Source organism: Enterococcus sp. DIV1328a (assembly GCF_050536905.1).
Classification (GTDB): Bacteria; Bacillota; Bacilli; order Lactobacillales; family Enterococcaceae; genus Enterococcus; species Enterococcus faecalis.
In genome coordinates this window covers 2,442,166-2,455,082 of record NZ_CP172912.1, presented here as the reverse complement: position 1 = coordinate 2,455,082, position 12,917 = coordinate 2,442,166, and the positions used below count along the sequence as shown (strand labels likewise).

The 12,917-nt window shown below is 39.4% G+C and carries 12 protein-coding genes; 10 read left to right on the top strand and 2 right to left on the bottom strand.

The window, feature by feature from the left end:
• Positions 1-17: 17 nt before the first annotated feature.
• Positions 18-1,643: a PucR family transcriptional regulator gene (locus IGL93_RS11835; protein ID WP_002393997.1), complete on the bottom strand. Its 1,626-nt coding sequence runs from the start codon at positions 1,641-1,643 to the stop codon at positions 18-20.
• A 171-nt stretch (positions 1,644-1,814) separates the two neighbouring features.
• Here IGL93_RS11835 and IGL93_RS11830 point away from each other — a divergent pair, with 171 nt between their 5' ends.
• Together IGL93_RS11830 and IGL93_RS11825 are read left to right on the top strand one after the other, a co-directional pair.
• Positions 1,815-3,023 (top strand): pyridoxal-phosphate-dependent aminotransferase family protein, encoded by a 1,209-nt coding sequence (locus IGL93_RS11830; RefSeq protein ID WP_002355061.1) that lies wholly within the window; start codon positions 1,815-1,817, stop codon positions 3,021-3,023.
• Positions 3,024-3,120: 97 nt separating this feature from the next.
• A complete protein-coding gene (locus tag IGL93_RS11825) occupies positions 3,121-4,380 on the top strand; it encodes an MFS transporter (protein WP_002368361.1) in 1,260 nt (419 codons plus the stop codon).
• Positions 4,381-4,425: 45 nt separating this feature from the next.
• Here IGL93_RS11825 and IGL93_RS11820 read toward each other — a convergent pair whose 3' ends face one another.
• Positions 4,426-4,686, bottom strand: a complete 261-nt coding sequence (locus tag IGL93_RS11820) for a metal-sensitive transcriptional regulator (RefSeq protein WP_002355063.1) — start codon at positions 4,684-4,686, stop codon at positions 4,426-4,428.
• 168 nt (positions 4,687-4,854) lie between these two features.
• Between IGL93_RS11820 and IGL93_RS11815 the strand changes: the two genes are divergently transcribed.
• The 8 genes from IGL93_RS11815 to IGL93_RS11780 all read left to right on the top strand — a co-directional run bounded on the left by IGL93_RS11815 (position 4,855) and on the right by IGL93_RS11780 (position 12,911).
• On the top strand, positions 4,855-5,169 hold the full coding sequence (locus IGL93_RS11815) for a rhodanese-like domain-containing protein (RefSeq protein WP_010776140.1): 315 nt from the start codon (positions 4,855-4,857) through the stop codon (positions 5,167-5,169).
• Positions 5,170-6,819, top strand: coding sequence for an FAD-dependent oxidoreductase (locus IGL93_RS11810; RefSeq protein ID WP_010776139.1), 1,650 nt, complete (start codon positions 5,170-5,172; stop codon positions 6,817-6,819).
• Positions 6,812-7,111: a rhodanese-like domain-containing protein gene (locus IGL93_RS11805; RefSeq protein WP_002355066.1), complete on the top strand. Its 300-nt coding sequence runs from the start codon at positions 6,812-6,814 to the stop codon at positions 7,109-7,111. Before IGL93_RS11810 ends, IGL93_RS11805 begins: the two co-directional genes overlap by 8 nt.
• 171 nt (positions 7,112-7,282) lie before the next feature.
• Positions 7,283-8,449, top strand: a complete 1,167-nt coding sequence (locus IGL93_RS11800; RefSeq protein WP_002361088.1) for an efflux RND transporter periplasmic adaptor subunit — start codon at positions 7,283-7,285, stop codon at positions 8,447-8,449.
• Positions 8,442-9,116 carry an ABC transporter ATP-binding protein gene (locus tag IGL93_RS11795; RefSeq protein WP_002365285.1) on the top strand — a complete coding sequence of 225 codons (675 nt, stop codon included), beginning with the start codon at positions 8,442-8,444 and terminating at the stop codon, positions 9,114-9,116. The genes IGL93_RS11800 and IGL93_RS11795 overlap by 8 nt, the downstream gene beginning before the upstream one ends.
• Positions 9,113-10,321, top strand: coding sequence for an ABC transporter permease (locus tag IGL93_RS11790; RefSeq protein ID WP_002367350.1), 1,209 nt, complete (start codon positions 9,113-9,115; stop codon positions 10,319-10,321). The genes IGL93_RS11795 and IGL93_RS11790 overlap by 4 nt, the downstream gene beginning before the upstream one ends.
• A 379-nt stretch (positions 10,322-10,700) precedes the next feature.
• A complete protein-coding gene (locus tag IGL93_RS11785; RefSeq protein ID WP_010713768.1) occupies positions 10,701-11,366 on the top strand; it encodes a helix-turn-helix domain-containing protein in 666 nt (221 codons plus the stop codon).
• A gap of 96 nt (positions 11,367-11,462) precedes the next feature.
• Entirely contained in the window at positions 11,463-12,911 is a 1,449-nt protein-coding gene (locus IGL93_RS11780; protein ID WP_010776137.1) for an amidase, read from the top strand.
• Positions 12,912-12,917: the final 6 nt, after the last annotated feature.

Sequence of the window (12,917 nt, the reverse complement as noted above, 5' to 3'; positions counted from 1 at the left end):
GGCTATTTTCCTGTTAATTATTTTTCTGAAAGCTCTAGCGCTACCCGTAAGAGTAAACTCGTCTCAGGCTCTTGAATAGAGGTGTCTAATAATTTTTCACATTGATTCATGCGATATTTAATGGTGTTTCTGTGAAGGTAAAGAGCGTTGGCCGTTTTAGTAATTTCGCAATTGAAATCTAAAAAAACTTTCAAGGTTTTTCGTAATTCTTGTAACGTCGGTTCCGTCGGATAGGCCAACTCTTTCAATTGTTGCTGGCAAAAGTATTCAACATCTTCAGTGCCAATCTTTTCAAAAAGTCCAGCTAGGCCTTTGGGATGGAACAATTGCACAGTTGCTGGTTTTTGAGCGTGTAAAGAAGCCTCTAATGTCGAGGAAGCTTCAATATAAGAATTAGGCAAATCTTCTAGGTTTTCATAAGCATTGCCTAAAGCAAAGCGAATGGTAATAGGCAAAGCCTGTTGCAAACGTTCAGCGAGGTTTTGCAAAATCATCAAATGGTCATTTTTCTTAGATTGAAAAATCAAGATACTTTTATTTTGATTTTTTAATTTAAACAAGGCGACATCTGGCAGGATTTCCGGCAATTGTTCTTTGAGCCATTGGAAAATTAGTTGCCCTTCCGCTTGCTGATAACGAATATGGGTTTCATTTTCTGGTTTAGTCACGCCGTAGACAATCGCTAATTGATAATAATCACTGTTGATTAAACGATAATTTTTCCAAAGTTCCAACCAATTTTGATGTTTACTCAGTGCTTCTTGATGTGTATCAAGCAAGCGGTCCAAAAAGTCTGTTTTGAGATGTTCAAAAGATTCAGCAATTTTCTGGTTTTTAAATAACATAAAAGTCAAAACTAAAATGGCCTGATCAATGGCAAATTCAGAAATAGGATAAGGAATCTGTTCAGGAGATAAGACCAATAAATAATAGGGAAAATAATCGTTCACACGAATTGGAAAGCCAGCTACTTGAATGTTTTCTTGTCGCTCATCCTGTAAACGAAAGATTTTCTTTTCTTGTGCCAATTGTTGAAAGTGGTCTTTTGATAATTGTTTGATAAAAAACTCCGCTGATTTTTGATTGCCATAAAAATAATTCGAGTGGGCAATCACCTGTTGCCAAGGACTTAATAAAATAATTGGCGCATTTAAAATTTTCGCAAATTCAGCGATGAAGCGCGTAGCATCAACATCTTGCATTAATAATGTTGAAAAACGCTTTTGGATGTCAAATGCTACAGACATCTGTTCGGTTTTGCTATCACGAAGATAGCCTACAATTTCATGCAACAACCCGCCTAGTGGCTGTGTGCTAGGAATTTTAATCAGGGGCAAATCAACGGCACTGGCATAGGCAACAATTTCTGGTGAAATTTCGTCAAGGAACCGCCCAACTTTGATTCCTAAAGCCGTACATTCTGCTTGTTTTAACGAGTCAATAAAAGGTTTCAATTTTTCTTGATCATCTTTATAAATCATTGCCGTTGTTAAAATCATGACATTTTTAGGGATAAAATCAGCCACATCAGGTGTTTCCGTGATTTCTACACTTTCCAAGGGCTGTGTTAAGTTTGAGTGAGACGATAATAATTGTAAGTCAGAAAATCTTGGTAAAGCCAAGACCTCAGCTAATATTTTCATCACAACAACCTCCTTTTTTTATAGTATAGCGAAGAATAAAAAGGAGTACAAAAGATAGTTATTGAATATGTCTAAAAAACAAAGTCAAAATAGTGCAAATTGAACAATGAATTTCTGGGTTTTTCCAAAGATAATAAAAGAGAAGAATTAAAAATGAAGTGAGGGATTACTATGTATCAACAACCAAATTTTGTACGGCGAACAATCATGACGCCGGGACCAGTCGAAGCCCATCCATCGGTACTTCGTCAAATGGGTCAACCAATTTTAGGGCAATTTGATCCAGAATTTCTACAGATTATGGACGAAGTTCGGGAAATGATTAAAGTACCTTTTGCCACAAAGAATCAACAAGCCTTTGCCATTGATGGCACGTCACGTTCAGGCTTAGAAGCGGGGTTATTTGCATTGATTGAGCCAGGTGACAAAGTGCTTGTGCCTGCGTACGGCCGGTTTGCTTATTTATTAGGTGAAATTTGCGAACGCGCCCGGGCCGAAGTCATTTATTTAGAAAAGGACTGGCTAGCACCGTTTGAACAAACAACGGTGATTGAAGCGATTAAAGAACATCAACCAAAAATTGTTGCGATGGTCCACGGCGAAACGGCGAATGCACAAATGCAACCACTGGATCAAATTGGCGCCTTTTGTCGGGAAAATGAAATTTTCTTCGTAGTAGATATGGTGGCGACTTACGGCGGTGTCGAAACAAAGGTCGATGATTGGAAGATTGATATTGCGGTAGCAGGCACTCAAAAATGTGTCAGCGTACCTTCAGGCCTTTCTTTGATTACCTACAACCAACGTGTAGCCGATTATCTGGCGGGCCGTTACCAAAAAGAGTTAGGGCTTGGCGCGGATGCGCGGAATGAACGGTTCATTCAAAGTAACTACTTGGATTTATCGCAATTAGAAAAATATTGGGGACCAGAGCGCTTAAATCACCATACAGAAGCGACTACAATGATTTATGGGCTACATGAAGGGCTGCGCTTGTTACTTCAAGAAGGCATGGAAAATGTCTACGCACGTCATCGGAAAAACGATCGTATTTTAGTTGAAAGTCTGCAAAAAATGGGCTTAGAAATTTTCGGGAAGTTAGACACAAAAACACCAACAGTCATTCCTGTGGTCATTCCAGAAGGAATTGATGGTGAAAAAGTGCGGAGCTTATTACTGGATCATTTTAAAGTTGAAATTGCCTCTTCCTTCGGTGATTTAAAAGGAAAAATTTGGCGGGTCGGTAATATGGGTTACAGCAGTCGCGAAGACAATGTGTTGCATTTCTTAAGTGCCTTTGAGACTGTACTGAAACACCAAGGCTATCAATTTGAAGGCGGTAGCGGTAGTACTCATGCATTGGCTGAGTATTTAAACTAAAAAAGAAGGTAGGACAAAGGTCACTACGTAAAAAAGCGTAGTGCTTTTGTTCCTTGTGAAACGTTAACCAAAAAAATGATTGGTGGAGGAAAAGAAAATGACAGACAAGACAAAAAGTTCGTTGGCTTATTGGAAAAAAATCGTTATTTTACTATGTATGGGCTGGGTAACAATCTGGATTTATCGTTCCGCGCTTTCTCCCGTTTATCCACAAATTCGTGCGTCTCTAAATGGTAACGCTTCCGATACGGCCCTAGGGTCCATTTCTAGCTTTTATTTTCTCGGTTACGTAGTCATGCAGATTCCTGCAGGCTTCTTGGTAGACAAGATTGGGAAAAAACGTGTATTAATTCCAGGCTTTATCTTGTTTGCGCTGGCAGCATTACTGATTGCCCAAGCCCAAACGATTGGAACAATTTACTTAGGTAGCTTATTGGCAGGCTTAGGATGTGGTTCTTTCTATGGCTCGGCTTACTCGTTGACGTCGCAAAACATTCCTCAAGCCAAAAAAAGTTTTGCAACAGCTATTGTCAACAGTGGTTCAGCCGTTGGTTCAGGTTTAGGGATGATTTTATCTAGTTATTTAGTTGCCCAAAAAGGATTGCCTTGGCAAGTGATGATGTACATTTCCGCCTTTATGATTATTTGTATGTTAGTGGCTTTTCAAGTGATTATTCGCAATCATAAAGAAGACATGGCCTTGATTCAGCCAACCGTTGTTGATGAAAAAGATAACGGAGCGGTAAAAGAAAAAGTGCCCTTTAAAAAACTGTTTGCGCCACATATGCTATTTGCGTATATTTTATATTTTGGCACTTGTTATGCATATTATATGATTGTGACTTGGTTACCTAATTTTTTAAGTACCGAACGTGGTTTCCAAGGAGCGGCGATAGGATTATCCTCTTCGCTGGTCGCATTTGCCTCTATTCCAGGAGCGTTATTTTTTAGTCGGTTGGCGGATAAGTACATGCATAAAAAAGTTCAATTCATCGTTGTTTTAGAATTTTTAGCAACAGCCATGCTCTTGTTAACTGTACAAGTAAGTAATGCGACGTTGTTATTAATTGCTTTAATTATGTATGGGTTCTTAGGAAAATTAGCTGTAGAACCGATTATTATTTCTTGGCTAGGTGAAAATGCACCAAAAATTGGAATTGGCACTACTTTGGGCGTGTTTAACTTTTTCGGCATGATGTCATCTGTGATCGCCCCAGCTTTGACTGGGAAAATTTCAGACACAACGGGTTCGAAAGTCATGGGCTTTTATATCGCCGTCGTGATTTTACTAATTGGCACGATTCTTTTTATGCTTGTCAATTTAAAAAAACGCGGGGCAGATTCGTCTAATAAATAAAAAAACAACGCAAACTTATCTTTCGTTGAATAAGTTTGCGTTGTTTTACTTTTTGACAATCATATTAATCGCTTGTGCTAATCGCTCTTCTTGTTCTTTAGGATCTTTTTCAGGATTTTCAAAGCAATGCTTTAAATTCTCCGCAACAATCATCCCCATTACGCGATCAATACTAGAACGGACCGCACTCAACTGAGTGATAACATCGATACACTCTTTTTCTTCATCAATCATTTTTTGAATCCCGCGAATTTGGCCTTCTGTGCGGCGTAAACGATTCAGCACTTTCTTTTTTTCTTCAGTCATTTTGCCCCTCCTTAAGAGTAGTGATTGGTTTAAAATATACCTACACGAGGTATTTTTGTCAACTATCTTTTCTTTGAATCTAAAAATGGCAGAAATCTCTTCAGTTGACAAGTCTAACTTTTTCATGTTAAATATACCCCATAAGGTATATAAGAGAAGGAGAAAAAGATGTTATTTCAATTGTTTAAAAAAACGCCAAGTATTTCAACAAAGGAATTGCAGTCACGTTTATCTAAAGAGATAACGTTATTAGATGTCCGAACACCTAGCGAATACCGAGCAGGGCATATTCCACAAGCGATTAATGTCCCACTTAACAAAATTCCCGCCTACAACAAACCCGCTAACGAGGTCTATGTGATTTGCCAGTCCGGCATGCGCAGTAAAAATGCGGCCAAAATTTTAGCGAGAAAAAACTATCACGTGATTAACGTTCGTGGCGGGATGTCCCAATGGTCTGGTCAAATTAAAGGAGGAAAATAAATGAAAATTGTAATTATCGGAGGCGTGGCTGGTGGCATGTCAGCAGCGACACGTTTACGTCGCTTAATGGAAGATGCTGAAATTGTTGTCATGGAAAAAGGCCCTTTTGTTTCATTTGCAAACTGTGGTTTGCCTTACTACGTTTCTGGCGAAATCGCAGAAAGAGAGCAACTGCTTGTTCAAACACCCGAAGCGTTAAAGTCACGGTTTAATTTAGATGTTCGTCCTCACCATGAAGTGGTGGCTATTGATCCAATAGAAAAAGTGATCACAGTGAAACATGAAACAGAAATTTTAACAGAACACTATGACAAATTGATTTTATCACCAGGGGCGAAACCTTTTGTGCCACCAATTACAGGATTGGCAGAAGCCAAAAATGTTTTTTCATTAAGAAATGTTCCTGATTTAGATCAAATTATGACAGCCTTGACACCAGAAACAAAACGAGCCGTCGTGATTGGCGCAGGCTTCATTGGCTTGGAAATGGCAGAAAACTTACAAAAACGCGGATTAGAAGTCACTCTCGTGGAAAAGGCACCCCATGTTTTACCGCCATTAGACGAAGAAATGGCCGCTTTTGTCAAAGCTGAATTAAGCAAAAACAATGTTCAAGTAATTACGGGACAATCTGCGGTTGCTTTTGAAGAAGAAGGGCAAGTGATTCGCTTAGAAGACGGTCAAACATTAGATTCTGATTTAACCATTTTGTCGGTGGGGGTCCAACCAGAAAATACCTTAGCAGTTGAAGCAGGTGTAGCAACTGGTTTACGTGGCGGTATTGTTGTTGATGAACACTATCAAACGAATCAACCCGATATTTATGCGGTTGGGGATGCTATTGTAGTGAAACAACAAATCACTCAAGAAGATGCGCTGATTTCTTTAGCTTCTCCTGCCAATCGCCAAGGACGTCAAGTAGCGGATGTGATTGCTGGGTTAGAGAGAAAAAATCAAGGAAGCATTGGGACCGCCATTGTGCGAGTCTTTGATTTAACCGCCGCTTCAACTGGTTTAAGCGAACGAGCTGCTAAAGCTGCTGGACTAACAACAGCTGTTGTGCATATCAGTGGAAAAGACCATGCGGGGTATTATCCTGGCGCAACAGATCTTCAGTTAAAATTAGTTTTCCATCCTACGACAGGGGAAATTTATGGCGCACAAGGAATTGGGGCAAAGGGCGTAGATAAGCGGATTGATATTCTTGCGACCGCTATTAAAGGACAGTTAACTATTTTTGATTTGCCTGAATTAGAGTTTACCTATGCGCCGCCGTTTGGTTCAGCGAAAGATCCCGTGAACATGTTAGGCTATGCAGCGATGAACCTTGTAGAAGGATTGAGTGAAAACGTTCAATGGCATGAGTTATCCAACGAATTAGCTAAGGGGGCTGTTTTATTAGATGTCCGTAATCCCGCCGAACGAGCCAATGGTCAATTTAAAAATGCTGTGTCTATTCCTTTAAATGAGTTAAGAGAACGTTTGGAGGAATTAGACAAGTCAACGGAGTACATTGTTAGTTGTCACAGCGGTTTGCGTAGTTATATCGCAGAACGGATGCTAAAACAAGCAGGCATCTCAGCCAAAAATTTAGATGGTGCTTTTGCGTTATATCGAATGGTAAAACCGGAGGAACTAGAAAATGTATAACACGATTGGCATGCCTGAATTTTATCAGGAAGCAAAACGAAAAAAATTACCGATTATTGATGTACGAGAAGAAATGGAATACCAACTGGGGCATGTCCCCCAGGCCATCAACTTACCTTTAAGTACTTTAACCGAAAATTATCAGCAATTAGATAAAAACCAACCCTATTATCTGATTTGTCAAATGGGATCGCGCTCCGCACAAGCGTGTGCGTTTCTCAGTCAACAAGGGTATCAAGTAACCAATGTTCTAGGTGGTACATCTGGCTGGTTGGGTCAATTAGAACAATAAAATAACAAAAAACGTTTATCCTTTTACACAGGATAAACGTTTTTTTGTTAGATAAAGATGTGTCAAAACTGTAAGAGGAATGATAGGAAGATGAAGGGACCAGTTTTTTTATTCATTATATACTAAATAAAATGACAAACTCGTCAACAGAAATCAAGGAGGAACAAATAAATGAAAAAGTCAGGCCAGAAGAAGCGAAATAAAAAAGTGTGGTTCGGTATTGGTGCCGCAGTGGTCGTCGTCGGATTTATCGGAGCAAAAACAGTTTTTTCTTCAAAAGAAGTTGAACCTGAATACACAACGTATACCATTACAGAAATGGCCTCATTAAAATTAGATGGTCAAGTGAGTTTTCTAGATACTCGGGATATTTTCTTTGATCCTTCTTTAGGAAAAATTGCCGAAATAAATGTTGAAAATGGTAAAGAAGTCAAGAAAGATAGTCCATTGTTAACGTACAATAACTCAGACATCCAAGCCACAGAAACAGAACAAGCGAATGCCGTTAATCGGAACAATCTTCAAGTTCAACAAGCACAAGAGAACGTTAACTTAGCCACTCAAAAATACAATGAAGCGTTAAACAAAGTTGCTGCAGCCAAGCAAAAATTAAACACCGCAAAAGAGGCTGAAGAGAAAGAAACACTAAATGCGGAAATTCAGCAATTGAATGAAGCCGTTAGTGCTGCGAATAGTGAAGTCGCCCAAGCTAACCAAGCCCTTCAATTAGCCAACAGTGATGCCGTCGGAGCAGCAAACACGCTTGAACAAACACGTGGCAAAGTTAACACAGTCGTTACAGCACCAATTGATGGCCAAGTCACTGTCGATGCTAGTGCCATGAGTAGTACCGACAAACCAGTCATTAAAATTGCAACACAAAAGAAAAATATTCAAGGAAAAGTAACCGAATATGATTACGATAAATTACAGACAGGGGAAGAAGTAACAGTGACGACCGTTGGTTCAGGCAAATCAGCGCCAGGCAAAATTGTTTCCATTGCGCAAACCCCAATAGCTAAAAATGAAGGTAATCCAGTAGTGAGTTATCAATTTACAGTAGAAGGTGATTTTCCTTGGGCAGAAGGCTTGTCTACTAGTATCGCTGTGCCACAAAAGCAAATGATTATACCGACAGCAGCAATCCAAAAAGAAGGCGAAAAAGAATTTGTCTATGTTTACAAAGCGGGCAAAGCGAAAAAAACACCGATTGAAACAGAAACAAATTTAGGTCGTAAAGTTGTCAAAAGTGGCTTGAATTGGAAAGACCAAGTGATTGCCAATCCCAATAAAGAATTAAAAGATAATCAAGATGTTCAGGTAGCTGCCAATGATTAAGCTAGCCCATATTCATAAATATTATTATTCCGAAGAAGAAACACTGCATGTGTTAGATGATATTAACCTCCAAGTAGACGCTGGAGAATTTTTAGCGATTATGGGTCCTTCTGGTTCTGGGAAATCGACTTTGATTAATTTGCTAGGCTTTATTGATAAAAAGTTTGAAGGAACGTATTTATTTGAAGACCGTGAAATTGGCGACTTTTCTGATAAGGAACTATCCCGAATTAGAAATGAAGCAGTCGGCTTTGTCTTTCAGAATTTTAGTTTAATTGAAACACTAACAGTTGAAGAAAACATTGAATTACCTCTTTTATATAGTGGGTTAACCCCAAAAGAAGCCAAAGATCGTGTCCACGAAGTTCTGACAAAAGTCGGCTTGCCAGATAAAGGCAAGAAGCATCCAAAACAGCTTTCGGGCGGACAACAACAACGTGTGGCTATTGCGCGTGCGATTGTCAATCGGCCAAGTTTTATTATTGCAGATGAACCAACTGGGGCTTTAGATAGTAAAACATCGGAAGAAATTTTAACGCTCTTTCAGCAATTAAACAATGAAGGTGTCACCATTATTTTAGTGACACATGATGAAGAAACAATTGAATACTGCAATCGTTTGATTAAAGTTCGTGATGGAAAGATTTTAGAGGAGGTGCTGACATGAAACGTTCAATTATTTGGAAAACCGCCTTCCGTTCCATTTTGAAAAATAAGCGACGCAGCTTGTTAACGATGCTAGGGATTGTCATCGGGATCGCTTCGGTGATTACCATCGTGGCTATCGGTAACGGCTTTAAAGAAGACATGGTCGATAAATTATCTGCTGAAAAACAAAAAGAAAATGTGAAAAAGATTTCTTTTTCGGCCTACAACACTTCGGATATGTTTAGTGACCAAGCGATGTTTACCGACAATGATTTAGGGGTCGTGCGCATGGTTCCTGGCGTAGAAAAAATTGATTTTGATCAAAGAGAAGTTGATGGCGCCCAAAAAGGTACACTGAATTTTCAAGCAGGACCGAAAAATCTTTCTGTAACCTATGAACTTGCCAACAAAACCACCAAAGAATTGTTGGCGGGACGCCAACTGAATGATGGAGACAATGCAAAACTGGATAAAACAGTGGTGGTGGATGAACTGGTTGCCAAAGAACTCTACCAAGACCCAACTGCAGCAGTTAATCGAACTTTTCCGTATAAAGATCAACTTTTTACCATTGTTGGCGTGACAACCAATACCAGCGGTGCCATTGGTCCAGGTAATGATGACTCATTGCTTTATTTTCCCAAAAAGACCTATGAACATTATTTCGGCAAGCTAAAAGATACATCTACGTTGAAGCTAACAGTAGCACCTGGCTATCAACCAGATCAAGTATTGAAAGAAACAATAAAAACTCTCTCTCAACAAGGAACCATGAAAAACAGCGGGACGTATCAAGAATATAATGTTAAAGATACCATCAAAGAAATGGGCTCTTTATTAAATAATTTAACCTTGTTTATTTCCGCAATTGCGGCCATTTCACTGGTAATTGCTGGGGTCGGCGTTATGAATATGATGTACATTTCGGTTTCAGAACGGATTAAGGAAATTGGTATCCGACGTGCATTGGGCGGGACAGCCAGTGATATTAAAAAGCAATTCTTAACAGAAGGAATTGCCTTGACCTTAATCGGCGGAATTACTGGTTATCTTTTAGGAATGATTATTGCCTACTTAGCATCAATGGCACTACCGTTTTCTGTTCGTCCAGATTTAATGACCGTTTCATTAGCCATTGGGATTTCTGTCTTTATCGGGGTTGTATTTAGCTATTTCCCTGCCTCGGCAGCTTCTAAAAAAGACTTGATCGATATTATGAAATAAATACAAACAGCAAAAAAACAGCCACTTTTGGCTGTTTTTTTTAGTGAAAGTAGAAAAAAATCCAAAGATTTCAAGAGAAAATAGCTGACAAACGTCAAAAGGTTGATATTAGCTACCAACCTTTTGACGTTTGTCAGCTAAATAAAAAGAAAAAAATTGAAAAAATAGCACGTTGAGGATTAAATAACAAATATTTTTTAAATAAGACTATTAGAAAGCCTTTATAAATCAGGGATTATAGGAATGACTGTTAATGACTGATTTGCTTGTAAATTTCTAAATTTTAATTCGAAAAATTTCCAGTATACTAAATATATCAAAACAAAACACGAAAATTGAGAAAATTTTGAACTAAAAAAGAATTAAGGAGGAATCAAGAATGAAAATAATGGTCATCACAAAAAATATTTTATCAGAAACTGCTTTTCAAAACCGCTTACAGCATTTAGATCACCAAGTTTTTTGTACGACGTGTTTGATTGGTGAAATTAAGGAAAGTCATTTGTTTTATCGAAAATTTGATGCCATCATTCTCAGCGAAACGATTCCTCGCAAAGAACAATATTTATATCTAAAGGAATTAGCCAGAGTTAAAACGCCGTTGTTTCTTCGCTCGGAAGACATTCCTACCTCGGAAGAATTGAGCATTAGCTATCAATATGGCATTCTCAATTGGTTACGATTGGATGCGACTTTGGATACATTAAGAGAAAATCTCCTTTTGGCAGAATTAAATAAACCCATCCAACGAGAAGATGAAAAGTTAGATGTAGAGGGAATAAAGCTAACAGCCACAGAACGTGCACTACTGGCTGTCTTGTATAGTACGCCAAAAGAACACTTACCAATGGAACGCCTTTGTAAATTAATATATGACACAGAAGAAACAGCCAATAATCGAAAAAAAATGACCAAACAGCTGACAAAATTAAATAAAAAAATTCAAGTAGGGGGATTTAAAAAACAAGGTATCCAAAATACACGGTATAAAGGCTACAAACTGCATCCGCAGTTGCTTCCTTACATTGGCGAATTATTTACTTAAAATAAAGAAACTCTTGACGAATGAAAATCACCATCACAGGATGACCCCTAAAAACCATGCTATACTAATAAGGAATAGTATAGGAGGTGGGTCTGTATGAAAGACGGACTATATTGGGTACAACAATTAAAAGAACAGAAAGTAAGTCACACAGAACTCTTAAAGGATATTGAGAAAAAAGTCCAAAAGTTAAATCCAAAGATCAATGGCTTTGTAACCTTTGACAGCCAAGAAGCAGAAGCAACTTATCAAAAAAATAAACAGCAGGACACACTATTTGCTGGTTTGCCATTTCCTTTGAAAATGTTAGGCCAAGAAAAAGCGGGGTGGTCGGCAACGGCCGGCTCGCAACTTTTTAAAAATAGTACTGCAACAACGACCTCTAACTTTGTCAAACAAGCAGAAACGATTGGTTTGATGCCTTTAGGACAAACCAACGCTCCAGAGTTTGGCTTTAAAAATATTACGGATCCTGCGCTTTACGGGCCAGCCCGCAATCCTTGGAACCTGGAACATTCGCCAGGCGGTTCCAGTGGCGGCGCTGCCGCAGTTGTCGCTAGCGGGATTGTTCCTATCGCTGGCGCTAGCGATGGCGGTGGCTCCATCCGAATTCCCGCCTCTTTTAGTGGCTTAATTGGCTTAAAACCTAGCCGTGGCTCCATGCCTGTCGGCCCAGAAGGCTGGCGAGGCTGGCAAGGTGCCTCGATTGACTTTGCGTTGACTATTTCTATGAGAGACACCAAAGCGTTATTTTATGGCCTACGTGGTAGCCACAGTGGCGCCCCCTACCAAGCGCCCTTGGCAGAATGGCAAACACACCCTAAAAAACAACGGCTAAAAATTGCTCTGTGTACCGCTTCGCCTATCGGCTCACTGATTTCGCCAGAAGCAACACAAGCGGCGAAACAAGCGGCTGATTTTCTGGCAGCAGCTGGTCATGAAATCATTGAGATTCCTTATCCAGTCGATGGTGCAGCGCTGATTCGCTCCTATTATCAAATGAACGGCGCAGAAACTACAGCGATGATGAATAGCATTCAACAGGGGCTCGGGCGCCCAATTCGTAAAGAAGAAATCGAACCTTTTTCATGGACCATGCATCAATTTGGCCAAAAGATTCCAGCAGCCACCTATGTTCATTCATTACAGTTGTGGGATCAAGCAGCAGTAACGATGGAAGAACTTTTTCAAAAATTTGATCTGTTTTTATCCCCAACAACGGCTTTTTCAGCACCAAAAATTAACGAAGATTTGCAAAGTGAGCACATTCGTCAACGAATGGCGCAAGCAGCAGAATTAACAGAAGCAGAGCTAGCTGAATTAATCTATGATTATTTTGATAAAAGTTTACAGCTAACACCGTATACTCAACTAGCTAACTTGACAGGACAACCAGCCATCAGCTTGCCCACACATGTGACAGCAACGGGGTTACCCTTAGGTATTCAATTGTTGGCTGCTCGTGGACGTGAAGATCTCTTGTTCCAAGTAGGTGAACAGTTTGAGCAAGAAGGCAAATTTAAATTACCAGAAAGTTACCGCTAAATAGGG